Origin of the sequence: Micromonospora sp. HNM0581 (genome assembly GCF_012726175.1) — a bacterium.
In the GTDB taxonomy this organism is placed as follows: domain Bacteria; phylum Actinomycetota; class Actinomycetes; order Mycobacteriales; family Micromonosporaceae; genus Micromonospora.
In genome coordinates this window covers 241,980-267,221 of record NZ_JAASAD010000005.1, presented here as the reverse complement: position 1 = coordinate 267,221, position 25,242 = coordinate 241,980, and the positions used below count along the sequence as shown (strand labels likewise).

The 25,242-nt window shown below is 70.4% G+C and carries 30 protein-coding genes and 2 riboswitches; of the genes, 19 read left to right on the top strand and 11 right to left on the bottom strand.

The genetic code is table 11. The features are described 5' to 3' along the window. The first annotated feature begins 560 nt into the window (after positions 1-560). Both HCA58_RS09905 and HCA58_RS09900 read left to right on the top strand, forming a co-directional pair. Positions 561-758, top strand: a complete 198-nt coding sequence (locus HCA58_RS09905) for a hypothetical protein (RefSeq protein WP_169597461.1) — start codon at positions 561-563, stop codon at positions 756-758. Positions 759-829: 71 nt separating this feature from the next. Next, a complete protein-coding gene (locus HCA58_RS09900; RefSeq protein WP_169597249.1) occupies positions 830-1,015 on the top strand; it encodes a hypothetical protein in 186 nt (61 codons plus the stop codon). A 7-nt stretch (positions 1,016-1,022) separates the two neighbouring features. Here the strand turns inward: HCA58_RS09900 and HCA58_RS09895 are convergent, their stop codons facing one another. Continuing rightward, positions 1,023-1,670: a hypothetical protein gene (locus HCA58_RS09895; protein WP_169597460.1), complete on the bottom strand. Its 648-nt coding sequence runs from the start codon at positions 1,668-1,670 to the stop codon at positions 1,023-1,025. Between the two features lie 126 nt (positions 1,671-1,796). Between HCA58_RS09895 and HCA58_RS09890 the strand changes: the two genes are divergently transcribed. Then, a complete protein-coding gene (locus HCA58_RS09890; RefSeq protein WP_169597459.1) occupies positions 1,797-1,997 on the top strand; it encodes a hypothetical protein in 201 nt (66 codons plus the stop codon). Positions 1,998-2,006: 9 nt separating this feature from the next. On the opposite strand, the gene HCA58_RS09885 is transcribed toward HCA58_RS09890, so the two are convergent. From HCA58_RS09885 to HCA58_RS09875, 3 genes are all read right to left on the bottom strand, one after another. Further along, positions 2,007-2,471 carry a hypothetical protein gene (locus tag HCA58_RS09885; protein WP_169597458.1) on the bottom strand — a complete coding sequence of 155 codons (465 nt, stop codon included), beginning with the start codon at positions 2,469-2,471 and terminating at the stop codon, positions 2,007-2,009. Next, positions 2,468-2,683: a phosphatidylethanolamine-binding protein gene (locus HCA58_RS09880; RefSeq protein ID WP_169597457.1), complete on the bottom strand. Its 216-nt coding sequence runs from the start codon at positions 2,681-2,683 to the stop codon at positions 2,468-2,470. The genes HCA58_RS09885 and HCA58_RS09880 overlap by 4 nt, the downstream gene beginning before the upstream one ends. 80 nt (positions 2,684-2,763) lie before the next feature. Next, positions 2,764-3,645: a universal stress protein gene (locus tag HCA58_RS09875; RefSeq protein ID WP_169597456.1), complete on the bottom strand. Its 882-nt coding sequence runs from the start codon at positions 3,643-3,645 to the stop codon at positions 2,764-2,766. 428 nt (positions 3,646-4,073) lie between these two features. Between HCA58_RS09875 and HCA58_RS09870 the strand changes: the two genes are divergently transcribed. The 11 genes from HCA58_RS09870 to gcvP all read left to right on the top strand — a co-directional run bounded on the left by HCA58_RS09870 (position 4,074) and on the right by gcvP (position 14,320). After that, complete coding sequence (locus HCA58_RS09870; RefSeq protein WP_346775940.1) at positions 4,074-4,643, top strand: CDP-alcohol phosphatidyltransferase family protein; 570 nt, start codon at positions 4,074-4,076, stop codon at positions 4,641-4,643. A gap of 76 nt (positions 4,644-4,719) precedes the next feature. Next, a complete protein-coding gene (locus HCA58_RS09865; RefSeq protein ID WP_169597454.1) occupies positions 4,720-5,643 on the top strand; it encodes a DUF881 domain-containing protein in 924 nt (307 codons plus the stop codon). Next, complete coding sequence (locus HCA58_RS09860) at positions 5,640-5,972, top strand: small basic family protein (protein ID WP_169597453.1); 333 nt, start codon at positions 5,640-5,642, stop codon at positions 5,970-5,972. The genes HCA58_RS09865 and HCA58_RS09860 overlap by 4 nt, the downstream gene beginning before the upstream one ends. A gap of 9 nt (positions 5,973-5,981) precedes the next feature. Then, a complete protein-coding gene (locus tag HCA58_RS09855) occupies positions 5,982-6,893 on the top strand; it encodes a DUF881 domain-containing protein (RefSeq protein ID WP_169597452.1) in 912 nt (303 codons plus the stop codon). A 56-nt stretch (positions 6,894-6,949) separates the two neighbouring features. Beyond that, positions 6,950-7,330, top strand: a complete 381-nt coding sequence (gene gcvH, locus HCA58_RS09850; RefSeq protein WP_169597451.1) for a glycine cleavage system protein GcvH — start codon at positions 6,950-6,952, stop codon at positions 7,328-7,330. A 217-nt stretch (positions 7,331-7,547) separates the two neighbouring features. Further along, complete coding sequence (locus HCA58_RS09845) at positions 7,548-8,000, top strand: FHA domain-containing protein (protein ID WP_093402417.1); 453 nt, start codon at positions 7,548-7,550, stop codon at positions 7,998-8,000. A gap of 50 nt (positions 8,001-8,050) precedes the next feature. Beyond that, entirely contained in the window at positions 8,051-8,752 is a 702-nt protein-coding gene (locus HCA58_RS09840; protein ID WP_169597488.1) for a MerR family transcriptional regulator, read from the top strand. A gap of 173 nt (positions 8,753-8,925) precedes the next feature. Then, positions 8,926-9,390: a bifunctional nuclease family protein gene (locus tag HCA58_RS09835; protein ID WP_169597450.1), complete on the top strand. Its 465-nt coding sequence runs from the start codon at positions 8,926-8,928 to the stop codon at positions 9,388-9,390. Between the two features lie 199 nt (positions 9,391-9,589). Then, positions 9,590-10,174 (top strand): MerR family transcriptional regulator, encoded by a 585-nt coding sequence (locus tag HCA58_RS09830; RefSeq protein ID WP_169597449.1) that lies wholly within the window; start codon positions 9,590-9,592, stop codon positions 10,172-10,174. A gap of 195 nt (positions 10,175-10,369) precedes the next feature. Further along, the gene (locus HCA58_RS09825; RefSeq protein WP_169597487.1) at positions 10,370-11,257 is read left to right on the top strand and encodes an NAD-dependent protein deacetylase; all 888 of its coding nucleotides are present in this window, start codon (positions 10,370-10,372) and stop codon (positions 11,255-11,257) included. A 65-nt stretch (positions 11,258-11,322) separates the two neighbouring features. Then, positions 11,323-11,421, top strand: a riboswitch (glycine riboswitch). A gap of 76 nt (positions 11,422-11,497) precedes the next feature. Beyond that, complete coding sequence (gene gcvP / locus HCA58_RS09820) at positions 11,498-14,320, top strand: aminomethyl-transferring glycine dehydrogenase (protein ID WP_169597448.1); 2,823 nt, start codon at positions 11,498-11,500, stop codon at positions 14,318-14,320. A gap of 99 nt (positions 14,321-14,419) precedes the next feature. Here the strand turns inward: gcvP and HCA58_RS09815 are convergent, their stop codons facing one another. Further along, positions 14,420-14,620 carry a DUF5999 family protein gene (locus tag HCA58_RS09815; RefSeq protein WP_169597447.1) on the bottom strand — a complete coding sequence of 67 codons (201 nt, stop codon included), beginning with the start codon at positions 14,618-14,620 and terminating at the stop codon, positions 14,420-14,422. Between the two features lie 96 nt (positions 14,621-14,716). On the opposite strand from HCA58_RS09815, the gene HCA58_RS09810 reads away from it, so the two are divergent. Then, positions 14,717-15,964, top strand: coding sequence for a chorismate-binding protein (locus tag HCA58_RS09810; RefSeq protein WP_346775936.1), 1,248 nt, complete (start codon positions 14,717-14,719; stop codon positions 15,962-15,964). Beyond that, the gene (def, locus tag HCA58_RS09805; protein ID WP_169597445.1) at positions 15,961-16,467 is read left to right on the top strand and encodes a peptide deformylase; all 507 of its coding nucleotides are present in this window, start codon (positions 15,961-15,963) and stop codon (positions 16,465-16,467) included. The genes HCA58_RS09810 and def overlap by 4 nt, the downstream gene beginning before the upstream one ends. Here the strand turns inward: def and HCA58_RS09800 are convergent. Continuing rightward, positions 16,420-17,238, bottom strand: a complete 819-nt coding sequence (locus tag HCA58_RS09800; RefSeq protein WP_169597486.1) for a TSUP family transporter — start codon at positions 17,236-17,238, stop codon at positions 16,420-16,422. The two genes, def and HCA58_RS09800, sit on opposite strands and share 48 nt — an antisense overlap. A gap of 183 nt (positions 17,239-17,421) precedes the next feature. On the opposite strand from HCA58_RS09800, the gene HCA58_RS09795 reads away from it, so the two are divergent. Next, entirely contained in the window at positions 17,422-18,210 is a 789-nt protein-coding gene (locus HCA58_RS09795; RefSeq protein WP_169597444.1) for an endonuclease/exonuclease/phosphatase family protein, read from the top strand. 29 nt (positions 18,211-18,239) lie between these two features. Here HCA58_RS09795 and HCA58_RS09790 read toward each other — a convergent pair whose 3' ends face one another. The 3 genes from HCA58_RS09790 to HCA58_RS09780 form a co-directional block, all read right to left on the bottom strand. Beyond that, on the bottom strand, positions 18,240-19,145 hold the full coding sequence (locus HCA58_RS09790; RefSeq protein ID WP_205808140.1) for a tetrahydrofolate dehydrogenase/cyclohydrolase catalytic domain-containing protein: 906 nt from the start codon (positions 19,143-19,145) through the stop codon (positions 18,240-18,242). A gap of 14 nt (positions 19,146-19,159) precedes the next feature. Next, positions 19,160-19,244: riboswitch (ZMP/ZTP riboswitch) on the bottom strand. A 63-nt stretch (positions 19,245-19,307) separates the two neighbouring features. Beyond that, the gene (locus tag HCA58_RS09785) at positions 19,308-20,306 is read right to left on the bottom strand and encodes a tyrosine-type recombinase/integrase (RefSeq protein WP_169597442.1); all 999 of its coding nucleotides are present in this window, start codon (positions 20,304-20,306) and stop codon (positions 19,308-19,310) included. A gap of 498 nt (positions 20,307-20,804) precedes the next feature. Beyond that, positions 20,805-21,533: an SDR family oxidoreductase gene (locus HCA58_RS09780; RefSeq protein ID WP_169597441.1), complete on the bottom strand. Its 729-nt coding sequence runs from the start codon at positions 21,531-21,533 to the stop codon at positions 20,805-20,807. Between the two features lie 140 nt (positions 21,534-21,673). Between HCA58_RS09780 and HCA58_RS09775 the strand changes: the two genes are divergently transcribed. Next, complete coding sequence (locus HCA58_RS09775; protein ID WP_346775935.1) at positions 21,674-22,135, top strand: peroxiredoxin; 462 nt, start codon at positions 21,674-21,676, stop codon at positions 22,133-22,135. A gap of 73 nt (positions 22,136-22,208) precedes the next feature. Continuing rightward, the gene (locus HCA58_RS09770; RefSeq protein WP_169597439.1) at positions 22,209-22,937 is read left to right on the top strand and encodes a hypothetical protein; all 729 of its coding nucleotides are present in this window, start codon (positions 22,209-22,211) and stop codon (positions 22,935-22,937) included. A 71-nt stretch (positions 22,938-23,008) separates the two neighbouring features. Here the strand turns inward: HCA58_RS09770 and HCA58_RS24035 are convergent, their stop codons facing one another. After that, entirely contained in the window at positions 23,009-24,175 is a 1,167-nt protein-coding gene (locus HCA58_RS24035) for a GNAT family N-acetyltransferase (RefSeq protein WP_169597438.1), read from the bottom strand. Positions 24,176-24,230: 55 nt separating this feature from the next. Continuing rightward, a complete protein-coding gene (gene cydB / locus HCA58_RS09760; protein ID WP_169597437.1) occupies positions 24,231-25,229 on the bottom strand; it encodes a cytochrome d ubiquinol oxidase subunit II in 999 nt (332 codons plus the stop codon). Between the last annotated feature and the right edge of the window lie 13 nt (positions 25,230-25,242).

The following is a 25,242-nucleotide window of genomic DNA, read 5'->3' as shown; positions in this document are numbered from 1 at the left end:
GACGGCTGGCAGGACATGCCCCTGACCGAAGCCGCCCAGACCGTGCAGGTGTCGGCGTACCCCGACCACTACGCCCAGTGGGAACAACAAGCCGCCGACCTCGTCACCCAACACTGGACCAACTGACCCCACCCACAAACACCAAACCGCTGGCCGGCACCCGTGGGTGCCGGCCAGCGGGCTTCGTACGGTAGCGCCGTCCGCGGGTGGTGGCGGTCACGACAGGGGTAGGAAGAAGTAGAGCGGGTACCCTGTTGACTCGGGTGTCGGTGTGTCAAGTGTCCCCGGGCCTCACCTAAATTGCCGTCGCGGAATACCGTTCGGCTGGAGCCGCGTCGCGCCACTCGCCGAGAGGCGACCTGCACACCGGCACCTTGTCGCCCCCGGCCCGATCTCGGGCCGGGGGCGACGTCGTGTTCCGCCAGATGGGCCGCTCACCCGGGTGCGTTGTCCTTGGACCTGCAGGGGGCTGACCCGTCGGCTGCCGGACGACGTGCGGGTGGTGGTGGATTGAGCGTGTTGTCGGCCGACAGGCCAGTCGGGGCATCTAGCGTGACGGCATGGATCCCTCCGCGATCTGGCGGGACCGGCAGCACCGGTGGCGGATCGAGGCGTACCGGGCGCCGGATCTGCGGTTCGCCGTGTACGCGACGAACGGCACCACCGAGTCCGCGCCGTTGTGGCTGTTCGGTATGTCGGCGCTGGCCCGGTGGCTGATGAGCCACAAGATTTCCCTCGACGACCTGGAGGTCGACTGAGCCTCACCCGGTTGGGCGACAACTGTGGGATAATCCGGCAGGCTGTGCTGGTCGTCCGTACGGTGCCAGCTGTGAAGGACCGAGGCATCCGCAAGTTTCTCGCGGCGCTGGCCGGCCTCGCCGTGATCTATTTCGGCACCACCGGCCGCGCGCCGGAGGAGGGCCGCGGCCTTTCCGGTGGGTTGGTGGTGTTGGCGCTGTCGGCGTCGCTGCTGGTGTGGTATCTGACCAGGCCCGGCGGCGACGCGGCGAAGTGACCGCGCGTCAGCGGTCGGCCGCGTCGCGGCTGATCTGCCCGGCCGACTCTTCGCCGAGGGCGACCCGGACCAGTGCCGAGGCGAGTCGACCGAAGTCGACGTCGTCGACCAGCCGCGCCAACCGGTCGGTGCTGGTGGGCAGGCCGAGTCGCCGCGCGGCGGTCACCGTCCTGCGGTCGGCGTACGGGCGCAGTTCCGGCCAGACCGACTGCACTTCGCGTAGGAAGATGTCCGCTCCGACGGGACCGATCCCGGGGAAGGCGGTGAGCAGTCGACGCAGCTGTGCCGGTTCACCGGCGGCTTCCCGGTGCAGCTGCCGCAGGTCGCCGTGCCAGCGTTCCAGGCACAGTCGGGCGCCGGAGCCGAGCATCGTGGCGGTCTGTTCGTCGTAGCGACGGTAGTGGCCGCGTCCCAGCGTGTCGACCCGTTCCTGCCAGTTGGCGGCTTCCATGGCCTGCGGCGTTCCGTAGCCGGCGGCGAAGAGTGCCCGGGCCGTCGCAACCCCCACCTGCGCCCGGATCCGGGCGCTCAGCAGGGTGACGAGCACCAGTAACCGGTACAGCGGCGCCGGCCGGTCGGCCAGTGCGATGCCGGCCTGTTCGGCGTACGTGCGGCGGGTCAGCAGGGTTCGTGCCAGCGCTTGATGGTGGCCCATCCTCGGGGGGTACCCGTCGGCGGCCCGGATAGCCCTCGCCGGTGGCCGGTCGGAATGGCGCCGACGGGGCTGGGTAAGCCGGGGGTGGCGCGGCGCGGCGTCGCGCACTGGTGAAGGGAGCGGACCGTGACGAACCCGCAGCAGCAGGAACTTCGGCGCAACGCCCTCGGTGAGACCAGCCAGGACAACAAGGGACCGGGCCCGGTGGGGCATCCCCATCATCGTGGCTCGTCGCCCGGGGACACCGGCCGCCCGACGCCGCGGGGTCAGGTGTCGCCGTACGGTCCGAGCGGTCGACCGGTCGCGGAGGACGACAGCGACCGCTGACCCGGGCTTCTACGTTGGTGGCCGTAGCCGGTTCCAGGTGGCTGCGGCCGTCAGCCCGAAGATGAGGTGCGGGACGAGGTCGGCGAGCCAGTCGACGCGCCGCCAGGTACGTGGATCGGTGAGACCGAACAGGGTCAGGGACCCGTCTGTCAGCGTCATCACCCCGCCGCCGAGCAGGGCCGCCGCCCGTAGTACCGGCTGACGGCGGCCCCGGGTCAGCAGCGCGAAGCCGACGGTGGAGGCGGTGCCGACGGCGTAGCCCATGAGCGCTCCGAGTCCGCTGCGCCGGTTGGCGGCCTGTGTCGGCGACCCGAGTGGCAGGTGGGTGACGTCGGCCAGTTTGCCGGCGCTCTGCTCCGGTGTTCGGCTGGCCGGCCGTGCCCGGGCGGTCATATCCAGGTAGGTGGCGATGTTCAGCGCGGTCGTGCCGACGGCCCCGGCGATGAGGCCGTCGGTCAGGTCGGTGGCCTTCACTTCTTCGGATCTCCGGGCTCGCGGTTGCCTTTCGGCCCGTAGGTGCGTTCGCCCCGGACGATGCCGCGCCGATCCTGATCGTCCTGCAGGATCCGGTTCGCCGCGTCGTCGGCCTTTCGATCCGGGTCTCCTCGGCCGGAGCCGTCGATGGTGTTGCGGAGGCGGGCGCGCTGCTTGTCGTAGGCGTTGCTGCCGGGGCGAGGTCCTGGCATCGCGGTATCTCCCTCGGGTCGTCGCCGGTGGCGTGCCCGGCCCGGGTACCCGGCTGCGGCGCGGTCAACCGTGTGGCCGGTCAGTTGGGGGCGCGTACCACCGCGACTGGACAGTGGCTGTGGTGCAGCAGCGACTGACTGACCGAGCCCAGCAGCATGCCGGTCGCCTCGGCACGTCCGTGTCCGCCGACCACGATCAGTTGTGCCTGGCGGGAGGCGTCGGTGAGGATCCGGGCGGCCCGACCTCGCACCGATTCGCGGATGATTGTCACCTCCGGGTACCGCTCGGTCAGTCCGGCGATGGACTCGGCTACCGCCCGGTCCTCGTCGGCCCGTAACTCGGACTCGTCGTACACCAGCGGCTGCATGTCGCCGGGCCCGGTGGAGACCGGATGTCGGTAGGCGTGCAGGGCGAGGACCGTGGCGCCGCGCCGCGCGGCCTCGTGGACGGCGAATTCGACGGCCCGGCGGGACAGTTCAGAGCCGTCGACCCCGACCACGACGGCACCGTCGGGGTGTGGGACGCCGCGTGCCACCAGCACTGGGCAGTCGGCGTACGCGGCCAGTTTCACCGCGACCGACCCCACGATCAGCGCGGCGAAGCCGCCTCCGCCCCGGTCACCAAGCACCACCATGGCTGCGGTGTGTGCTTCGGCGAGCAGGACCGCCGTGGCGTCACCGTCGACGATTTCGCCGGTGACGCGTAGCCCCGCCGCGGTCGCCTCGGCCTCGTCGACCGCGGCGGCGACCAGCCGTTGCGCCCGGGCCCGCAGACCGCCGTCGGGGACGCTGTCGGTGACCGGCCGGACGGGGGAGTGCAGCGTCGGCCAGATGAAGGCGTGCACGACACGCAGCGGCCGGTCGTGGCTGGCCGCCAGGGTGGCGGCCAGCCGTAAGGCGGCGCGGGCGGGTTCGGAGCCGTCCACGCCGACCACCACCGCCGCGCCGCTGGCCGAGTCCACGGGCACCTCCAGGTTCCGGGCCGGCCGTCGGGGCCGGCGTGGGTAAGTATCGCCGTCTGCGGTGCTTGGCGGGGCGATACCGCGGCACGTTCGTACCCACCACCACTATCGTCCTAGGACGGCGTATCGGCTATGACGACAGTCACCACCAAGAACAACACCGATGGGTCGGGAACGACTGGACAGCGAAAGTGCGGCTCGGGCCCGCTATAGTGGCAGCGCATTCGGCCGGCCTGCGATCATCGACGGTGGACGGCGGGTCAGGGGAACACAGGGGGCGCCGGCGCCAGCCGGCTGGGCAACGCGTACGACACCGCGCGGCAGAGCAGTGCCACGGTGCCCGAACGCGTCGCGGAGGAGGTTCGGTGTCGGGTCGGGCGGAGCAACCGCAGGCCCGCGACAGTGTTGGCCACACACCTGATGACCGGGTGTTCACCTGGCCGAACCTGATCAGCTTCGTACGTCTGCTGGGTGTTCCCCTGTTCCTCTTCCTGTTCCTGGTGGCTCGGGCCGACGTCGCCGCGATCGTGGTACTGGCTGTCGGCGGCACCAGCGACTGGGTGGACGGGTGGATCGCCCGGCGGCTGGGACAGGTCAGCCGGTTGGGCGAGTTGCTCGACCCGCTCGCCGACCGGCTCTACATCCTCGCCACCCTGGTCGCGTTCACCGCCCGTGAGGTGGTGCCCTGGCAGTTCACCGCCGCGCTGCTGGCGCGGGAGTTGCTGCTGCTGGGATCGCTCGGCGTTCTGCGGCGGTACGGCTACGGGCCACCGCCGGTGCACTACGTCGGTAAGACGGCCACCTTCCTGCTGCTTGCCGCGTTCCCGATCCTGCTGCTCGCCGCAGTGGTGTCACCGGCAGCGACGGCCGCCGGCGCGATCGGTTGGGCGCTGGCGTGGTGGGGCCTGGTGCTCTACTGGATCGCTGGCACGCTGTACGTCATCCAGGCCCGGCAGCTGGTGCGGGCGGTACGCGGCCGGCAAGGAGCGGCAGCTTGAGCGCGCGGCGGCGAGCGGGGGGTCGACTCGGCCTCGTGGTGTCGCATGAGGGTTCGCGAGGCGGGGAAGGGCCATCATGATCGACGACCGTGGTCAGGGGCGGCGCGGCGCCAAAGGCTTCACCTCGGACTTCCTCACCGAACTGTTCGGTGACCCTTTGGATCCGGGCTACACCGACGCGGCGTCACAGCGGGAGAAGACGGGCCGTGTGCCGCGGTCGGGCTGGTCCGTGGGGCCGGTCAGTCTGGTGGTGATCGTGCTGCTCGGTTTCCTGTTCGCGGTGGCCTACCGGCAGACCGTGGCCGCGGAGCCGGGGCGGGCGCAGGCCCGGTCGGGCCTGGTGGCGCAGATCCAGCAGCGGCAGGGTGAGACCGATGCGCTGTCGACCCGGGCCGAGGAGTTGCGTGACGAGGTCAACCGGCAGCGGGAGGCCGCGTTGGGTGGCTCGCAGGCGGCCCGGCTGCGGGAGTTGGAGGCGAGTACCGGCCTGGGGCGGGTGACCGGTGACGGTGTGGTGGTGGAGTTGGCGGACGCACCGGGTGGCCAGGATGCGCTCGGCGGTGCCACTGCCGGTGCTGGTCCGGCGCAGGTGATCTATCTCGATCTGCAGAGCGTGGCGAACGACCTGTGGGGTGCCGGCGCCGAGGCGATCGCGATCAACGGGCAGCGGCTGACGTCGACGTCGACGATCCGGTCGGCGGGGCAGGCGATCCTGGTGGATTTTCGTCCGGTGACCGGGCCGTACGAGGTGAGTGCCATCGGCCCGGATGGCATGCGGCAGCGGTACGAGGCCAGTGGGAGCGCGTTGACGATGCGTCAGGTGGCCAAGGTGACGGGGTTGTCGTTCGCGGTGCGGGATGCCGATGACCTCGCGTTGCCCGCTGCTCCGGAGCCGCGGCTACGCTACGCGGAGCCCGCGGTGAGTTCGAGTGCGTCGTCGGGTGGTGACGAGTCGTCCGGCTCGGGTGCGTCCCCCAGTCCCTCCGGAGGTGGTCGATGATCGCGGTGTTGGCGCTGTTGGCCGGTGTGCTGCTCGGGTTGTGGCTTGATCCCACGGTGCCGGCGGTGTTGCAGCCGTACCTGCCGATCGCGGTGGTGGCCGCGTTGGACGCGGTGTTCGGTGGGGTCCGGGCGAAGCTGGACCGCATCTTCGACGACAAGCAGTTCGTGGTGTCGTTCATCTCGAACGTGCTGGTTGCGGCGCTGATCGTGTATCTGGGTGACCAGTTGGGGGTGGGGGGTCAGTTGTCCACCGGGGTGGTGGTCGTGTTGGGGGTCCGCATCTTCGGCAACGTGGCGGCGATCCGTCGGCACCTGTTCCGGGCGTAGGTTTGTGACGTGAGTGACGAACACACGCAGACGGGTACGGGGTGGCCGCAGCCGGCGGAGCCGGCGCGACCGCACGGCCCGGCGGGGGAACCTGATCCTCGTCCGGATGTGCCGGATGCGGACGAGTCGAGTTCGTTGTCGCCGCAGGGTCAGCCGTCGGCCACGCCGGAGGGGGCGGTGCGGGGGGAGTCGGATGAGGGACCGGCTGCGGTGGTGCCGCCGTGGCGGCGGTTCAGCTCGGCCGCGGTGATGATTGTCGTGTTGCTGGGTTTGTTGGGGTTCACCCTGGCGGTGCAGTTGAGGATGACGACGACGGATTCGTCGTTGGCGGCGGCGCGGCAGGAGGATCTGGTTCGGATCCTGTACGACCTGGAGGCGCGGGAGATCCGGTTGCGGCAGGACATCGCGGCGTTGGAGGAGAGCCAGCGGCAGTTGCGTTCGGGTGAGCAGGGGCGTCAGGCGGCGTTGGAGGAGGCGAGCCGCAGGGCTGACGAGTTGGGCATCCTGGCGGGGACGTTGCCGGCGCGGGGTCCGGGTCTGACGGTGCGGTTCCAGGCGGGGGCGAAGCCGATCGCGGCGGTGCGGGTGTTGGACGCGGTGCAGGAGTTGCGCGGTGCCGGGGCGGAGGCGATGCAGATCTCCGGTGGTGATCGGGCGACGGTGCGGGTGGTGGCGTCGACGTATTTCCTGGACGGGGAGGGCGGTTCGTTGATCGTGGATGGTCGTTCGTTGACGGGTCCGTTCACCATCGCGGTGTTGGGTGACCCGGCGACGATGCGTACGGCGCTCAACATTCCTGGTGGGGTGGTGGCGTCGGTGGCCGGCGACGGCGGTAACGTGATCGTTGAGGAGCGTGAGGTTGTCGAGGTCTCGGCGCTGCACGAGCCCCGCCCGTTGGAACATGCCCGTCCGGTCTCTTGACGGTCGGTGGGCCGGCACCGGTTGGTCCGGTGTCGCGATGGATGAGGACGCTGCTGGTGATTCCTGAGGATCTGCGTTACACCGCCGAGCATGAGTGGGTGGCTGCCGCGGACGGTGGGGCCGTCCGGGTGGGTGTCACCCATTTCGCGCAGGATGCTCTCGGCGACATCGTGTATGTGCAGTTGCCGGCGGTGGGTGCGACGGTGGTGGCTGGTGAGTCGTTGGGTGAGGTCGAGTCGACCAAGAGTGTGTCGGAGCTCTACGCCCCGGTGGCCGGTACGGTGTCGGCGCGCAACGAGGCGTTGACCGACACGCCGGAGGTGATCAACAGTGATCCGTACGGCGCGGGTTGGTTGGTGGAGATCACCGTGTCGGATCCGGGTGCGGTGGACGGTCTGTTGACCGCTGCGGCGTATCGCGGGTTGACCGAGAGCTGATTGTTTTGCTGTGCGGGCGGGCGGTGTCTGCCGCGCGTCCGGTTGCCCTGTTTTTCGGCGCTGGCTAGGCTCGCCCAGTCGACCGAGAACCCATTAGTTGAGCGTCGCGGACAGCCTTTCGGGGCACGGAGAGCCAGCCGCCGGGCGGATGAGAGCCCGGCGGCCAGACCCGCCGTCTCCCGACGCCGACCGAAACAGATTCCGTGAGGTGGTCCCCATGACTCGCCCAGGCGACGAGTTCCCCCCGCTCGACGTCACGTCGACGCTCAATCTCGGTTCGCTCGAGGAAGCGCTGGAGGGGCCGGACACTGATGTGGTGCCGAGCCGGATGTCCGGTTCGTTGCCGCCGGGGATGGCCCTGCTGGTGGTGCGGCGGGGGCCGAACGCGGGTGCCCGGTTCCTCTTGGATCATGATGTGACGACAAGTGGGCGGCATCCGGACAGTGACATCTTCCTCGACGATGTGACGGTGTCGCGTCGGCACGCGGAGTTCCACCGTGATGGTGGGACGTTCACGGTGCGGGACGTGGGCAGTTTGAACGGCACGTACGTGAACCGGGAGCGGGTCGAGGCGGCGACGTTGAGCAATGGTGACGAGGTGCAGATCGGTAAGTTCCGGGTGGTGTTCATCGCCGGTCCGCGCCCGGAGGGTGAGGCCGGCCGGGGGTGAACGAGCCTGCGGTCTCCAGGCCGTCCGGGGTGGGTGGCGCCCCGCCGTTGATGAGTATCGGCGAGGTGCTGGCTCAGTTGCGGGCGGATTTTCCGGACGTGACGATTTCGAAGTTGCGGTTTCTTGAGGCTGAGGGCCTGGTGGAGCCGCAACGTACGGCGGCGGGGTACCGGAAGTACAGCTGGGACGATGTGGCGCGGTTGCGGTTCGTGTTGACCGCGCAGCGGGATCAGTATCTGCCGTTGCGGGTGATCCGTGAGCAGTTGGCGCGTTGGGATGTCGACGGTGAGGTGCCGGAGGGGTCGCGTCCGGCGTTGGTGGCCGTGGGTCCTGACGGTGAGGTGCCGGGTCGTGGTGCGGCGTCGGTGGTCGAGTCGGCGCAGGTTCGGCTGGATCGTGCCGAGTTGGTGGCGCGCAGCGGGCTGGACGGGTCGACGTTGGGTGAGTTGGAGCGGCTCGGTCTGGTGGTGTCGGATCCGCCGGGGTGGTACGACGGGGACGCTTTGGTCATCGCGCGGGCGGTGGCGGGTCTGGCCGGGTACGGGTTCCAGCCGCGGCATCTGCGGGGTTATCGGACGGCGGCGGATCGGGAGGTTGGTTTGTTCGCGCAGTTGGTGACTCCGTTGGTGCGGCAGAGTGATCCGGCGGCGCGGGCGCGGGCGGCGGAGACGGCGCGGGAGTTGGTGGCGTTGTCGCAGCAGTTGCATGCGGCGTTGGTGCGGGTGGGGTTGCGCTCGACGTTGGGGCGGTGAGGTACGTGAGCGTGCTGATCGGCTGGTTCGTGAGTGGCGTAGGCTTGCGGGGGTAACCCCTCTTCTGGCGCGGGCGTGGGTGCGTGTAGCGCATGGGACGGCCGTGTCGCGGTCCGTGTACCGTGCAGGGAAGGGCGCGGTGCGGCGTAGGTGACAACGACACGGAGGCGGCGGTGCGCGAGCTGAGCGTGGTCGGGGTTCGGGTGGAGTTGCCCAGTAACCAGCCGATCGTCCTGCTCAGGGAGGTTGAGGGGGACCGTTACCTGCCGATTTGGATCGGCGCGGTCGAGGCGACGGCGATCGCTTACGAGCAGCAGGGTGTCAAGCCGGCCCGTCCGTTGACCCATGATCTTCTGCGGGATGTGTTGGCGGCGTTGAAGGCGCCGTTGCAGGCGGTGGAGATCATCGAGTTGAAGGAGAACGTGTTCTTCGCTGATCTGTTGCTCGGTGACGGGGTGCGGGTTTCGGCTCGGCCGAGTGATTCGATCGCTTTGGCGTTGCGGGTGGGTGCGCCGATTCGTTGTGCGGAGCAGGTCCTCAGTGAGGCGGGGATCGTGATTCCCGACGAGCAGGAGGACGAGGTGGAGAAGTTCCGCGAGTTCCTGGATCAGGTGCGTCCGGAGGATTTCGCCGGCTGAGAGTGTGGCCCTGCCGGTGTCGGCGGGAAGGTCGTGTGAGCGGTGACTGTCGGTGAGAGCGGCGTTCACCGCTGTCGATGCGCGGCGTGTCGTGATGGTTCCTCCGTGGTAACTCGTGGTGGTCGCTATAGGGTTGCCGTGTCGAGGGGTGCGCGTTTCGGTGACGGGGCGGCACCGCAGTGACGGGGAGGTTGTCCGGATGTACGAGCCGCGGGATTCCGGTGAGGGTGCGGTGTCGGGTGAGCCGGGTGAGATGCCCGGGTCGGCAACTGACGGTGACGGTGCGGTCGGGTACCGGGGTGTGACGGCCTGCCATGCGGTGGGGATCAGCTACCGCCAGTTGGATTATTGGGCGCGTACCTCTCTGGTGGTGCCGGGTGTGCGGGACGCGTCGGGTTCCGGTACGCAGCGGTTGTATTCGTTTCGCGACCTGGTGGTGTTGAAGGTGGTGAAGCGGCTGCTGGATGCCGGGGTGTCGTTGCAGAACATCCGGAAGGCGATCGAGGCGTTGCGGTCTCGTGGTGTGGCGGATCTGGCCGGTATCACGTTGATCTCCGACGGGACGACGGTGTACGAGTGTCGTTCGCCGGAGGAGGTGGTCGACCTGTTGCAGGGCGGCCAGGGTGTGTTCGGCATCGCGATCGGCGGCGCGTTCAAGGAGATCCAGGGTTCGTTGTCGCATCTGCCGGCGGAGCCGGCGGCGCCGGATCTGCCGGGGGGCGTAGAGGGTGGTGCGCTGGGCGACGAGTTGGCTGCGCGGCGGGCACGGCGGCGGGCCGGTTGAGAGCCGCCGCCACTGTGGTGGTGTGGGGTTGCGCTGGTGGCGTGACGGGTCCGGGCGGCAGCCGACGTCGTGGTCGGGTGGAGTTCGGTGTCGCCGAAGGGCCGGCCGACGACGGTGGTCGACTGTGGGCCGTCCGGTCCGGACGGTACGCCTGGTGGCGGTGCCATGGGTGGGGTGGGCTGGTGTTCGCCGCCGATGGTGGTGCTGGGGCACCATGGTCGGGTGCAGGAGCTGATCGAGCCGCTGGCGGGTTTCGTGGCCGCCGGTGGGGTGGTGGTGCTCAGCGGCGCCGGGTTGTCCACCGAGTCGGGTATTCCCGACTATCGGGGGCCCAGTGGTGTCGCGCGTCGGCACACTCCGATGACCTATCAGACGTTCACCGGCGACCCGGCCGCACGTCGCCGGTATTGGGCGCGTAGTCACCTCGGGTGGCGGTTGATCGCTGGGGCGGCGCCCAACGACGGGCACCGGGCGGTGGCCCGGCTGCAGCAGGCTGGCTTGGTGACGGGAATCATCACGCAGAACGTCGACGGGTTGCATACGGCCGCTGGCAGCCGGGACGTGACGGAGCTGCACGGGCGGCTCGACACCGTTGTCTGCCTGACGTGCGGGCGGCGGACGTCGCGGGCCGAGCTGCACGGGCGGCTGCGGGCGGCCAATCCCGGTGTCGTCGGTCAGGTCGTCGCCGTCAACCCGGACGGTGACGTTGATCTCGACGACGCGCAGGTGGCGGCGTTCCGTACGGTCGACTGCGTGACCTGCGGCGGGTTACTCAAACCCGACGTGGTGTTCTTCGGTGAGACGGTGCCGGCGGTACGGGTGCAGTCGTGTTTCGCGTTGGTGGAGGAAGCTCGGTCCCTGCTGGTGTTGGGGTCGTCGTTGACGGTGATGTCGGGTCGCCGGTTCGTGGTGCGGGCGGCGAAGCGGGGCGTGCCAGTGGTGATCGTCAACCAGGGGCCGACGCGTGGTGACGGGTACGCGTGTCTGCGGGTTCCGGCGCCGTTGGGGCTGGTGTTGCCGGCGTTGGCCGACCGGTTGCTCGGTGCCGGGTCACCGGTGGCGTCGAGCCCGGTCGACGGTTGACCGAGGCAGGTCAGGGGCTTCGGTGCGGGCCGTCGGGGCACGCTGGTAGCGTTGATCGCGCCGGTAGCACCGACGTGGGAGAGACCGCCAGGCGATCAGCTGGGCGGCGCCGAAGGGGCAAATCCTCCCCGGAACCTCTCAGGCAGAAGGACCACGTCGGGTCAGGCACTGTGGAGCGCCCACCGGGTGTGACAGAGGGGGAGGGCCGACCTGTCGACCCCCGCCCGTGCAGGAGCACCCATGACCGCCGAGCAGTTCGCCGACCGTCATATCGGTCCCGGCCCCGACGACGAACGTCGCATGTTGGATCTCGTCGGGTACGCCTCGACCGGCGAGTTGATGGACGCGGCGATTCCCGAGGTGATCCGCTGGCACGGCCGGTTGGATCTGCCGCCGCCGGCCAGCGAGCACGAGGCGTTGGCGCAGTTGCGGGCCTTGGCGGCCCGGAACACGGTGGCCGTGTCGATGATCGGGTTGGGCTACCACGGTACCCACACCCCGGCGGTGATCCGCCGCAACGTGTTGGAGAATCCGGCCTGGTACACGGCGTACACGCCGTATCAGCCGGAGATCAGCCAGGGCCGGCTGGAGGCGTTGCTGAACTTCCAGACCGTGGTGTCGGATTTGACTGGCCTGGCGACGGCGAACGCGTCGATGCTCGACGAAGGCACCGCGGCGGCGGAGGCGATGACCCTGGCGCGGCGGGCGTCGAAGAACGACAGCCGGGTGTATGTGGTCGACGCGGATGCCCTGCCGCAGAGCATCGCGGTGATCGTGGGGCGGGCCGAGCCGCTCGGTATCGAGGTGCGGGTGCTCGACCTGGACGTCGAGCCTTTGCCGGCGCAGTTCTTCGGTCTGCACCTGCAGTATCCGGGGGCGTGTGGGGCGGTACGTGACCACGCTCCGCTGGTGCGGGCGGCCCACGCGGTCGGGGCGTTGGTGACGGTGGCGGCGGACCTGCTGGCGTTGACGGTGCTGCGAGCACCGGGGGAGATCGGCGTGGATATCGCCGCCGGCACCACTCAACGGTTCGGGGTGCCGATGGGTTTCGGTGGGCCGCACGCCGGCTATCTGGCGGTGCGGGCCGGTCTGGAACGGATGCTGCCGGGGCGACTGGTCGGGGTGTCCCGGGACGCGGCCGGCGCGGCGGCGTACCGGTTGGCGTTACAGACCCGTGAGCAGCACATCCGGCGGGAGAAGGCGACCAGCAACATCTGCACCGCGCAGGTGCTGCTGGCGGTGATGGCCGGCATGTACGCCGTCTACCACGGCCCGGACGGGCTGCGGGAGATCGCGATCCGTACCCACCGGATGGCGGCTCGGCTGGCCGCCGGGTTGCGTGCCGGTGGTGTCGAGGTCACCGACGTCGCGTTCTTCGACACGGTGACGGCGCGGGTGCCGGGCCGGGCCGGGCAGGTCGTCGCGCAGGCGCGGCGGCGCGGGGTGAACCTGCGGCTGGTCGATGCCGACCGGGTGGGGGTCTCCTGCGACGAGACCACCACCGTCGAGCAGGTGGCTGTGGTGTGGGCGGCGTTCGGTGTCGACGGTGTCGACGGTGCGGTGCCTGAGGTGTTGCCGGCCGGGTTGGCCCGTACCGGTGACTTCCTCACCCATCCGGTGTTCCACGCGCACCGGTCGGAGACGGCGATGCTGCGTTACCTGCGTCGGTTGGCGGACTTCGACTACGCCCTGGACCGGGGCATGATCCCGTTGGGGTCGTGCACGATGAAACTCAACGCCACCACCGAGATGGAACCGGTGAGCTGGGCCGAGTTCGCGAACATCCACCCGTTGGCGCCGGTGGAGCAGACCGCCGGGTATCGGGAACTGGTCGGCCAGTTGGAGAGGTGGCTGGCCGAGGTCACCGGCTACGACGCGGTCAGTGTGCAGCCCAACGCCGGTTCGCAGGGCGAGCTGGCGGGGCTGTTGGCGATCCGGTCGTGGCACCACAGTCGGGGTGAGCGGCATCGCAACGTGTGTCTGATCCCGTCGTCGGCGCACGGCACCAACGCGGCGAGCGCGGTGATGGCTGGGATGCGGGTGGTCGTGGTCGGCTGCGACGCCGACGGCAACGTCGACCTGGTGGACCTGGACGCGAAGGTCGACGCGTACCGGGACACCCTCGCTGCGATCATGGTGACGTACCCGTCGACGCACGGTGTGTACGAGACGGGTATCGCGCAGCTGTGCGCGAAGGTCCACGACGCCGGTGGGCAGGTGTACGTCGACGGGGCGAACCTCAATGCGCTTGTCGGGTTCGCCCGGCCGGGACGGTTCGGGGCGGACGTGTCGCACCTGAACCTGCACAAGACGTTCTGTATTCCGCACGGTGGTGGTGGGCCGGGGGTGGGTCCGGTGGCGGTACGGGAGCATCTGGCGCCGTTCCTGCCGGGTGATCCGGCTGGCGCGCCGGCCGACGGACAGCCAGTGATCGCGGCGGCCCGGTACGGTTCGGCGGGGATCCTGCCGATCCCGTGGGCGTACCTGCGGATGATGGGTGCCGAGGGTCTGACGCGGGCGACCGGGGTGGCGGTGCTGGCGGCCAACTACGTGGCGACGCGACTGCGGGAGCATTTCCCGGTGCTGTACGCGGGCAACAAGGGTCTGGTCGCGCACGAGTGCATCCTGGATCTGCGGCCGGTGACGAAGGCGACCGGTGTCAGTGTCGACGATGTGGCCAAGCGACTCATCGATTACGGGTTCCACGCGCCGACGATGTCGTTCCCGGTGGCGGGAACGTTGATGGTGGAGCCGACCGAGAGTGAGGACCTGGCCGAGCTGGACCGGTTCTGCGACGCGATGATCGCTATCCGGGCGGAGATCGACAAGGTGGGTGCGGGGGAGTGGCCGGTGGGGGACAACCCGCTCGCCAATGCTCCGCACACGGCGGCGATGGTTGGTGGTGACGACTGGCCGCACCCGTACCCGAGGTCGGTGGGTGCGTGGCCGGCCGGGGTCGACCGGGTCGGGAAGTATTGGCCGCCGGTGCGTCGGGTCGACGGCGGGTACGGCGACCGGAATCTGGTTTGCTCGTGCCCGTCACCGCAGGCGTACGAGAGCTGACCGGGCCCGGTACCGCGCCGACCTGGTCGTGGCGGTCCCTGACCGGGGGACTAGCCTGGGTCGGCGCGGGAGAACGTCGTGCCGGACCGTGATGTCGCCTCAGGCGGCGAGTGCGTGTCGGGCAGGGCCTCGGTGCGGTGCGACACTGCTGCCGTCGGGTAGCAGTTCACCGGTGTCGTCGAAGACGATGACTCCGTTGCAGAGCAGGCTCCAGCCCTGTTCACGGAAGCAGGCGATGACCCTGGCGGCTTCCCGGTCGGTGGCTTCGGCGGAGGGACAAGTGGGTTGGTGCTGGCACATCGGGTTCTCCGGACTGTGGGGGCACTGTGTCATGGTTCACACGACCAGTGACGCACAGTACCAAGCGAAAGCGCGCCGCATCGAGCAGATCTGCGCGTGGTGCCCGGGAAATCCGCTGAACGGATGAGCATGCACCGACCAGACGTCGTGGAAGCGCTCCCACGGATGGTGGTCGATCCGCCCGCAGTTCCCGCGTCCTGCCGCGGCCGGCTCGTCGAACACGCCCGCTGGCAGTGGCGCCCCACCGACGGCGGCGACCCGGCCGCGTACGCCGAACAGTTCCTCGCCGACCACGGCCTACACCTCGGCGACCTGACCCGCCCGGCACGCCACCACCGGCACAAAATCTGCGGGGCCGCCCTCTACCTCTCCGCCGCCGCAGCAGCCCTGCTCGCCGGCAGCCCACCCGGCGCACCCAACCCCGCCGACCTGCCCGAAGTGGCCGTCGTCGTCTACGCCCACACCAAACCGAGCACCACCCACCCCAACCCACCACCGCCCTGGTGGCACAGCGCCTGGACCGAGAGCTGGACCCCCCGCCAGCACACCGACGCGATCAGCGCGATCCGCCAGGCCATCGGCCGCGGCGAGGTCTACCAGACCAACCTCGTCGGACACGCCAGCGCCCCCTACACCGGCGACCCGATTCCCGCCCTGGCCCGCCTCGGCCGCCTACCCGGCGCCCGCTACGGCGGCGTCCTCACCGGCCCCGGCTGGGCCATCGGCTGCGCCAGCCCCGAAACCCTCATCGAGGTACGCGCCGGCACCCTCACCACCCGACCCATCAAAGGCACCCGCCCCGCCACCACCACCGGCCGCACCGACCTGCTCACCTCACCCAAAGAACGCGCCGAACACATCATGATCGTCGACCTGGAACGCAACGACCTGGCCCGCATCGCCCGCACCGGCAGCGTCCGCGTCGACGAACTGTTCGCCGTACGCCGCTGGTGCGACCTGTGGCAGGCCGAATCCACCATCCGCGCCGACATCGCCGACGGACTCGGCCTGGCCGACCTGCTCCGCGCCGTCTGCCCCGGCGGCTCAGTCACCGGCGCACCGAAACTCGCCGCCCTCGACCACATCGCCGCCCTCGAACCCGTCGGCCGCGGCGCCAGCATGGGCACCCTCGGCTGGATCGGCCCCGACCACATCAACCTCGGCCTGACCATCCGCACCGCCGCCGTCGACGGCAACGCCGTGCACGTCTGGGCCGGCGGCGGCATCACCTGGGACAGCGACCCCGCCGCCGAAGTCGCCGAAGCCGCCGCCAAAACCACCCCGCTTCGGGCCGCCCTCGCCCCCGCACAGCCCACCAGCCAACCGATAGCATCGACCAGGTGACGATGCGAGACATCCGAATCATCGGCGACCCGGTGCTCCGCACCCCCAGCGAACCGATCACCAACTTCGACGCCGCACTACGCACCCTGGTCACCGACCTGATGGACACCCTGCTCGGCGCACCCGGCCGCGCCGGCGTCGCCGCACCCCAAATCGGCGTCAGCCTCCAGGTCTTCGTCTACGACGCCGACGGCCACCGCGGCCACATGATCAACCCGACGCTGGAGCTGTCCACCGAACTCCAGGACGACGACGAGGGCTGCCTGTCCATCCCCGGCCTGCACTTCCCGACCCCCCGCGCCCTGCACGCCACCGCCCACGGCTACGACCAACACGGCGAACCCCTCACCATCGCCGGCAGCGGCTTCCTCGCCCGCGCCCTGCAACACGAGACCGACCACCTCACCGGCCGCCTCTACGTCGACACCCTGCACGGCGAAACCCGCCGCCGCGCCCTACGCGAGATCCGCGCCGGCCGCTTCGACTCCTCCCACCGAGGCTGAACCAGCCACCCACTGGTCGTACCCCAGCTTCGCCACCAACGCCAGCACCACCACCAGCAGCACCACCCGCACGAACCCGGAACCGCGCCGCAACGCCATCCGCGCACCCACCGACGCCCCCACGATGTTGCACACCGCCATCGCCGCACCCAGCAGCCACCACACATGCCCAGTCACCGCGAACACCGCCAACGCACCCGCGTTCGTGCCCGCGTTGACCACCTTCGCCATCGCCGAACCGTGCACGAAGTCCGCCCCCACCAACGCGGTGAACGCCAACACCAGAAACGTGCCCGTACCCGGACCGATCAACCCGTCATACGCGGCGATGCCCACCCCGGCCACCAGCACCGCCACCACCACCCGCACCCGCGTCCGCCGCTGCGGCACCGCCAGCACCCCCAACGCGGGACGCAGCACCACGAACAAAGCCACCGACACCAACACCACCAACACCACCGGCCGGTACGCCGACGACGGCACCGCCCCAGCCAACGCCGCACCCAGACCCGCACACACCACCGCCAACACCGCCGCCGGCCCCACCACCACCCAGTCGATCTTCGTATGGCGGGCGTACGTCACCGCCGCCGTCGACGTACCGGCGATCGCCGCCAACTTGTTCGTCCCCAACGCCGTCGCCGGCGGCAACCCCGGAGCCGCCACGAGCAACGCCGGCAACAGCAACAACCCACCACCACCCACCACCGCGTCCACCCAACCCGCCAGGGCAGCGGCAGTCAGCAACGTCACCACGGTCACCGGGTCCAACTCCACGACCGGCGATTCTTCCCACCGGCACCCCGCTCACACCGCCGGCTGTGGCCAGCCTCACCGCCCCCGACGACGCCGCACCCAGATCCCCACCCCGGCAACCGCCACAAACACCAGCACCGAACAGCACAACGCCCGCAGCATCGGGCAACTCTCCCACGCCGTCGCTAAGGTGACAGCGTGCGCCTGGCCACGTTCAACCTGCTGCACGGCCGGTCCCTCACCGACGGCCTGGTCGACCCGGCCCGACTGACCGCCGCCGTCGCCGCCATCGACGCCGACATCCTCGCCCTCCAAGAAGTCGACCGTGACCAGTCCCGCAGCGGCAACCTCGACCTCACCGCCATCGCCGCTCAGGCCCTCGGCGCCCCCGAGCACCGCTTCGCCGCCGCCGTCGTCGGCACCCCCGGCGAGGCGTTCCGCCCCCTCACCCACGACGACGACGGTCACGGCGAACCCTGCTACGGCGTCGGCCTGATCTCCCGCCACCCGGTCACCCACTGGCGCGTCACCCGCCTACACCCCGCGCCGGTGCGCTCCCCGGTCTACGTCCCCGGCCCGGGCGGCGGCCTCATCCTGCTCCGCGACGAACCCCGCGTCGTCATCGCCGCCGTACTGGACACCCCCCACGGCCCCCTCACCGTCGCCGCCACCCACCTGTCCTTCGTCGCCGGCTGGAACGTCCGCCAACTCCGCCAGGTCATCCGCGCCCTACGTGCCCTACCCGCCCCCCGCATCCTCCTCGGCGACCTGAACCTGCCCGCCTGGGCCACCAGAGCCGTCTCCGGCTGGCAACTGCTGGCCCGCCGACCCACCTACCCCGCCGCGCAACCCCGCGTTCAACTCGACCACGTCCTCGCCGACCGGCACAGCTTCGACCAGCTACCCCCGGTCACCGCCGTGCGCACCCCACGGTCAACCATCTCCGACCACCGACCCCTGGTCGTCGACCTCGGCACTCGCCCCTGACCCGCGAACCACCCTCGCCGCCCAGCCGCCTACCCAGCAACATCGGAGATGTCGCGGTGTCCGGGCACCGGGCCAGCCGCTGACCGGGCCGCCCGCAACGCGTTGCGGAACAACATCGCCACCGTCACCGGACCCACCCCACCGACCCTCGGCGTGATCGCTCCCGCCACCTGCGCACACGACTCATCGACGTCCGGCAGCAACCGACGCCCCGCGTACCGCACCCCAGCACCGACCACCACCGCGCCCGGGCGCACATGCTCCGGCCGCACGATGCCCGGCACCCCGGCCGCCGCCACCAGGATCTCCGCCCGCCGCGTGTACCGAGGCCAGTCCGCCACCCCCGTGTGCACCACCGTCACCGCCGCGTTCGCCGTCGACCGCTTCTGCGCCAACAGCATCGCCAACGGCCGCCCCAACGTGACCCCACGACCCAGGATCACCACCTCACGACCGGCCACCAGCACCCCGTGGTACGCCAACAACGCCTCGATCGCCGCCGGCGTGCACGGCAACGGCCCCGGCACCCCCAACGCCAGCCGGCCCAAGTTCACCGGATGCATACCGTCCACGTCCCGATCCGGGTCGAGGGTCTGCAACGCCCGGTCATAGTCCAGACCGCCGGGGATCGGATACTGCACCAACACCCCGTGCACCCCCGGGTCGGAGTTGAAGTCGGCCAGCACCGCGTGCACGTCGGCCTGCGACGCCGACGCCGCCAGCCGCACGTGCGGCGAGGCGAAACCCAGCTCCGCCGCCTGCCGCTGCTTGATCCGGATGTAGCCGGCACTGGCCTCGTCGTCACCCACCAACACCGTCGCCAACGTCGGAGTCACCCCCGCTGCCCGCAGCTGCGCCACACCCTCGGCCACCTCGGCCAGAATCTCCTCCGCCACCGGCACACCCGGCAGCGACCGCGCACCCGTCATCGACATGGCTCACCTCATCCGTGGCGGGCCCAGGCGGACGACCCCCCACGGTGAGCTTCCCGATGGTCGATCCCATCCCCGATGCCGCCAGTCGCGTCGTCGCCAGCCTGTCACACCACCGGCCGCCTCATCACTTCGACACGGCCACCCCGGACAGCGCCCGCCAGCTCAGTCAGGAGCCGAGAGCAGCCCCGCCAGCACCCGGTTCGTCCGGTTGGCCCGCACCGCCTCCCGCTGCTGCCCCGAGGTCACCTCGATGTACGTCTGCGACGACGCCAACGACGCGTGCCCCAACAGCCGCATGATCTCTGCCGCCCCCGCACCGTCCTCGGCCAGCCGGGTGGCGAAGGTGTGCCGCAGCGCGTGCAACCGCGCCCCACGTGGCACCCGGTCATTGATTCCGGCCCGCCGGTAGCAAGACTCCACCAGATACTGCAGACCACCCCGGCGCAGCGGCTCACCCTGACGGTCAACCAGCAGCGGCGACACCTGCCGCACGGTACGCGCGCCGAAGCGGCGGACACGGCTGTCCAGATAGTTCGCCAGCACCGTGTCCAGATCCGGCTCGACCGGCAGTACCCGGGGGCGCCCGCCCTTGCCGGCCACCTCCAGCCGGCGCTCACCAGGGCGGCCACCGATCGAACCGACCCGCAGACCCAGCAACTCTGCCAGTCGCAGTCCCGCGCACAGGGCCAACGCCAGCACCGCCACGTCCCGTTCCGGCCACGGGTCCCGCTGTCGTCCCTCGGCCCGCGCGGCCGAGGTGAGCAGGTGTTCGGGGGTGTCCTCTCCGCGCAGCGGCTTCGGCGTCGGCAGGGGAGTACGGGGGCGCCCGACGGCCGGCATCGGGTTGCCGGGCACCACCTGCTCGGCGACCAGGAAGGAGAAGAAGCCGTTCCAGGTGGACCAGGCCCGACCGACGGAACTGGCGGCCCGGCCGGCGGCGAACCGGGCGAACGCGGCCCGGATCAGCCTGGGGGAGAGCGCGTCGACCGGCAGTTCGGCCAAGGACAGGGCGGGGGTGGAGAACTCCGCGGCGAGGGCGGCCACCGCGGTCAGATCCCGCCGGTAGGCCGCCTGGGTGTGCGGGGAGGGTTTGCGGGTGGCCCGGGCGGTCAGGAACTCCTCGATCAGCGAGGTTACCGATTCATCCCTCTTGTCATGCATAAGTGATATTATGCATGACTTTCGCATTCGGGGAGTGGTTCAGGGGGAGTGTTTCTGTCGGTGCCCCCCCAACGTCACGGTGATTGATCCGGGCCGGTGCCGGAAGCGTGCCGGTCCCGGGCTGACGCACCTCGCGGCCAAGAGGCGCAGCACCGCCGAAATCCGAGCCGAATCCCGCCACCGGCACCTGGCCAACGGCATCTACGTCCGGCCCGGGACGGTCCCGACCGCCGAAGTAAACTTCGGTCCCGCCGGCTGACCCCCCGGGGGTGTGCCCTCGATGCAGCCGGGGCAGGGGCCGATCCGCTCAACTTTACATAATGTAGATTATCGAATAACCAGGTCGAGGTCTCGAGCAGACGTCGAGCCCCCGCGTCCGTCGAGCCCGGTCCACCGGACGTCGGGGCGCGCCAGCTCAGCGACGCGTTTGCCCGGGCGGTGCGGTTCCTCCTCTGTGGTGCCCGCCGTCCTGCCGTGATGCCGATCGGTCTGGCCGGCTCAGAGGCCGCCGCCGACACGAAGGATGGTGCCGGTCGTGTAGGAGGCGTCGGGGCTGAGCAACCAGACGACAGCGGCGGCGACCTCGTCGGGTTCGCCAGGGCGGCCCAGTGGGATGCGGTCGGCGACGCGGTCGGGTCGGTCGGGTTGGCCGGACAGGGCGTGGATGTCGGTGCGGATGACACCGGGGGCGACCGCGTTGACGCGGATGCCCCGAGGCGCCAGTTCCTTGGCCAGGCCGATGGTGAGGGCGTCGGTGGCGGCCTTGACGGCGGCGTAGTGCACGTACTCCCCTGGGCTGCCGAGGGTGGCGGCGACTGAGGAGAGGTTCACGATGGCGGCGCCCTCGGTCATCCGGCGGGCGGCCTGCTGGGCGCAGAGGACGTAGCCGATGAGGTTGACGTCGACGACGCGGCGCAGGTCGTCGGGGTCGAGCTCGGTGAAGGGGCCGATCGGACTGGTGATGCCGGCGTTGTTGACCAGGCCGGTGAGGGTGCCGAGTTCGGTCGCGGCGTCGAACAGGGCGGCGACCTGGTCGGGGTCGCGGGTGTCGGCGGGTACGGCGATGGCGCGTACGCCGATGGCGCGCAGGTCGGCCACGACGGTGTCGGCGGCGGTGTGGTCACGTCGGTAGCCGAGGGTGATGTGCTGGCCGGTGCGGGCGAGGCGGCGTGCGGTGGCGGCGCCGATACCTCGGCTGCCGCCGGTGATGACGGTGACGGTGGTCAATGTGGCCTCTCCCCTGCCCCGAGCTGGTGTCGGGGACGTTACCGGGGTGGTCGCGGTGCCGGGTGGCGCGGTGTCTTGTCTGCGCGGCCGGTCCAGGTCGATGGCATACGCTCGCGGCCACAGTGTCGTTGGGAGGACTCGTGACGGGTGTGGGTGTCGGGGATCTGGTCGAGGATTTCGAGTTGCCGGACGAGACGGGTCGGTCGCGGCGGTTGACGCAGCTGCTGGAGTCGGGTCCGGTGGTGTTGTTCTTCTATCCGGCGGCGATGACGCGGGGTTGCACGGCGGAGAGTTGTCACTTTCGGGATCTGGCGGCGGAGTTCGCGGCTGTGGGTGCGCAGCGGGTGGGTATCAGCCGCGATCCGGTGTCGCGGCAGGCGGAGTTCTCGCGGTTGCACGGGTTCGACTATCCGTTGTTGTCGGATGCGGATGGTGTGGTGGCGGACCGGTTCGGGGTGCGGCGCCGGTTGCCGTTGGGGCCGTTGAGTACGCGTCGGATGACGTTCGTGATCGGGGTGGATCGGCGGGTCATCGAAGTGGTGCACAGCGAGTTGGGCATGAACGAGCATGCGGATCGGGCGTTGCGCGCGTTGGGGGGCTGATCTTCGGGTTGTCACGGGCGGCTGGTATCAAGGCAGGCGTCTGAACAGGTGTACGAGGAAACGAGGTTGGGCGATGGGTGCCGCTGGTCAGGGACTGTCCGAGGACGAGGTGCGCGGCATCCGGGAGGCGTTGGCCGCGGGGCGTAAGCCGAAGGTGGTGTTCACTGCGGCGGCGGGTCAGATCGCTGGGCAGCTGGGTCAGGTGGTGGAGTTGACTGATCCGGCGGAGTCCGACGAGTTCGTGGTGGTGCGGTTCGGCCGTGACGAGTTGCCGTTCTCCCCCACTGATGTGGCGGTGGCGCCGCGTGGTGCGGGTCGGCGGCCGGTGGAGCCCAAGGTGGAGTCGGAGCCGGTGGTGCCGGCGCAGGTGGAGCCGGAGTTCGTGTTGGACCGGGTGCCGCAGCCGCGTCGGGAGGAGCAGCGTCAGGTGGAGCAGCCGCGTCAGGAGGAGTCGAGGGTGGACGAGACGGTGGAGCCGAAGGCGGAAGCCAAACCGGCCCGGCGGGTGGTGAAGGCGGCCAAGCCGAAGGGGCCGGCGGGGTTGACGGTCACGTTGGCCTATGCCGAGGGTGAGTGGACGGTCGCCGCGCAGCAGGGCAGCAAGGTGTTGGCGAAGCCGTACGTGCTCAAGCCGGCGGAGGCGCTGCGGATGGTGGCGTTGGTGGATGTTCCGGGGGTGCAGGAGGCGGTGGAGCAGATTCTGTCTGCGGAGCGGTCGGAGGCGGAGCAGCAGGCGGAGAAGTTGCGGGCGGAGTTGGCAGAGATCGAGGCCCGGTTGGCGGAGTTGCGCGAGGCGGGCTGAGTACGGCAGGTTCCGATCCGACCGGCGGCCCGGTCCGGCATGTGACGTGCCGGGCCGGGCCGCGGCGTCTGTCAGAAGTAGTCGATGAGGTGGGCGGTGGGTCCGGCGGCGAGCAGGTCCAGGGCGCTGGGGTCGGGTGTGGTGTGGTGCAGGAGCCCGGTTTCGGCGAGGGTTCGGGCGGTGGCGGTGCCGGTGTAGAGGCGGGCGAAGCCGCGTACGGTCAGGTGCAGGTCGGTGTCGTTGGTGGTGCGGTGCAGGTCGGCGTGGCCGTCGGCGACGGTGAGTTGCCAGGTGCCGGTGTTCCAGTCGGCGAGGTCGTCGGTGAGGGTGAAGGTGACCTGGCCGTGGGTGTGGGTGGGCCAGCCGCGGGCCTGTACGGCGCGGACGATGTCGACGGGTCGGTGCATCCAGGTGTCGCGTTCGTGTTCGCGGGCGCGTTCCAGGGGCAGGTGGGTGCTGACGGTGTCGCCGGGTAGCGGGGTCACGCGCAGGGTCGGGGTGACGCTGCACCAGCTGGCGAGGACGCCGACGAGGGCTTGGGTGGCGTCGGCCGTGGTGGCGAGGATGTCTTCGACGGTGAGGACGGCGTCGGGGCCGTAACCGCGGCCCCGGTCCCAGCCGGCGTAGCCGACCAGTTGGTCGTCGTGTTCGACGAGGGTGAGCCCGTCGTAGGGCAGCTCGTCGGTGGCGGTGAACCGGCGGTGGGTGCGGGTGAGCAGGCCGTTGCGGTGGTGGGCGACGTGTCGGTAGAGCTCGGCGGTGGCGGGCAGGTCGCCGGGAGTGCCGGCGCGGACGGTCAGCCGTGGGTCGGGGCGGTGTCGGGGCAGGGTGGCGGTGGGCAGGTCGAGGGTGCGTCGTTGGCCGGTGATCTCCCAGCCGCAGGCGCGGTAGGGGGCGGCGGTGGTGGGGAACAGCGCGCTGACGGCGGCGCCGCGGTCGTGGGCGTGGCGGAGCAGGGTGCTCAGCAGGGCTCGGCCCACTCCGGTGCCGCGTGCTTCGGGTGCGACGGCGACGCCGGCGACGTCTGCGGCGGGTACGGCGTGTCCGCTCCACCATTGTTCGTCGTGCAGGTCGACGGCCTTGCCGATGAGTTTTCCGGTGGAGTCGAAGGCGCCGTAGGCGGTGCGGCCGGTGGGGTTTGGTGGTGGGGGTGGTTGCGGGTCGGAGCCGAAGGCGAGCCGGCCGAGTTGCCAGGCGTCGTTCAGGTCGTCGGGGGTGAGTTCACGCACGTCGGGCACGGGCTGACGATAGTGGTCGTGGTGGTGGGGCGGCTGGATTCGCCGGTGGGGTGGGTCAGTGGTGTGGGATGTGGGTGACGCCGATGCGTTTGCGGAAGACCCAGTAGGTCCAGCCCTGGTAGGCCAGCACGATGGGGGTGAAGAACACCGCGACCCAGGTCATGATCGTGAGGGTGTAGGGGGTGGAGGCGGCGTTGGTGGCGGTGAGTGTGCCGGTCGGGTCGAGTGTGGAGGGCAGGACGTTCGGGAAGAGGGCGGTGAAGAGGGTGGCCACCGCGAGGCCGATCGCGGCGGCGGTGCCGGTGAAGGCCCAGCCTTCGCGGCGTACCGTGGCGGCGGCGAGACCGCCGAGCAGGGCGAGCGCGGCGGCGACGGCGAGCACGACGGCGGCCGTGCTGGAGCGGATGGTCAGGGTCCAGCTCAGGAAGGCCACCGCGAGGACCGCCGCGGCCACGCCCAGGCGCACGGCGAGGGCGGCGGCCCGGCCGCGGATGTCGCCGACGGTCTTGAGGGCGACGAAGACGGCGCCGTGGGTGGCGAACAGCGCCGCGGTGGTGGCGCCGCCGAGCAGGGCGTACGGGTTGAGCAGGTTGAGCAGTCCGCCGACGTACTCGTGGTCGGCGTCCAGCGGCACGCCGCGCAGGATGTTGGCGAACGCCACGCCCCACAGGATCGCCGGGACGAGTGAGCCGAAGAAGATGGCGTTGTCCCAGCGGCGTTTCCAGGATGCCTCGGGACGCTTGTGGCGGTATTCGAAGGCGACGCCGCGGGCGATCAGGGCCAGCAGGATGAGTAGCAGGGGTAGGTAGAAGCCGGAGAAGAGGGTGGCGTACCACTCGGGGAAGGCGGCGAACATGGCGCCTCCGGCGGTGATCAGCCAGACCTCGTTGCCGTCCCAGACCGGCCCGATGGTGTTGATCATGACGCGGCGTTCCTTGTCGTCGCGGCCGAGTACGGGCAGCAGCATGCCGACGCCGAAGTCGAAGCCTTCGAGGATGAAGTAGCCGGTGAACAGGACGGCGACGAGGAGAAACCAGATGGTGGTCAGTTCCACGGGTGGCTCCGGG

What these genes read in the sequence shown, in the direction of transcription:
- HCA58_RS09825 (WP_169597487.1), top strand. Translation starts at nt 10,370, where the DNA reads ATGGTGGTGCTGGGGCACCATGGTCGGGTGCAGGAGCTGATCGAGCCG.
- gcvP (WP_169597448.1), top strand. Translation starts at nt 11,498, where the DNA reads ATGACCGCCGAGCAGTTCGCCGACCGTCATATCGGTCCCGGCCCCGAC.
- HCA58_RS09790 (WP_205808140.1), bottom strand. Translation starts at nt 19,145, where the DNA reads ATGTCGATGACGGGTGCGCGGTCGCTGCCGGGTGTGCCGGTGGCGGAG.
- HCA58_RS09815 (WP_169597447.1), bottom strand. Translation starts at nt 14,620, where the DNA reads ATGTGCCAGCACCAACCCACTTGTCCCTCCGCCGAAGCCACCGACCGG.
- HCA58_RS09880 (WP_169597457.1), bottom strand. Translation starts at nt 2,683, where the DNA reads ATGCCAGGACCTCGCCCCGGCAGCAACGCCTACGACAAGCAGCGCGCC.
- HCA58_RS09865 (WP_169597454.1), top strand. Translation starts at nt 4,720, where the DNA reads ATGATCGACGACCGTGGTCAGGGGCGGCGCGGCGCCAAAGGCTTCACC.
- HCA58_RS09905 (WP_169597461.1), top strand. Translation starts at nt 561, where the DNA reads ATGGATCCCTCCGCGATCTGGCGGGACCGGCAGCACCGGTGGCGGATC.
- HCA58_RS09895 (WP_169597460.1), bottom strand. Translation starts at nt 1,670, where the DNA reads ATGGGCCACCATCAAGCGCTGGCACGAACCCTGCTGACCCGCCGCACG.
- HCA58_RS09840 (WP_169597488.1), top strand. Translation starts at nt 8,051, where the DNA reads ATGAGTATCGGCGAGGTGCTGGCTCAGTTGCGGGCGGATTTTCCGGAC.
- HCA58_RS09830 (WP_169597449.1), top strand. Translation starts at nt 9,590, where the DNA reads ATGTACGAGCCGCGGGATTCCGGTGAGGGTGCGGTGTCGGGTGAGCCG.
- HCA58_RS09845 (WP_093402417.1), top strand. Translation starts at nt 7,548, where the DNA reads ATGACTCGCCCAGGCGACGAGTTCCCCCCGCTCGACGTCACGTCGACG.
- HCA58_RS09860 (WP_169597453.1), top strand. Translation starts at nt 5,640, where the DNA reads ATGATCGCGGTGTTGGCGCTGTTGGCCGGTGTGCTGCTCGGGTTGTGG.
- HCA58_RS09770 (WP_169597439.1), top strand. Translation starts at nt 22,209, where the DNA reads ATGGGTGCCGCTGGTCAGGGACTGTCCGAGGACGAGGTGCGCGGCATC.
- HCA58_RS09785 (WP_169597442.1), bottom strand. Translation starts at nt 20,306, where the DNA reads ATGCATGACAAGAGGGATGAATCGGTAACCTCGCTGATCGAGGAGTTC.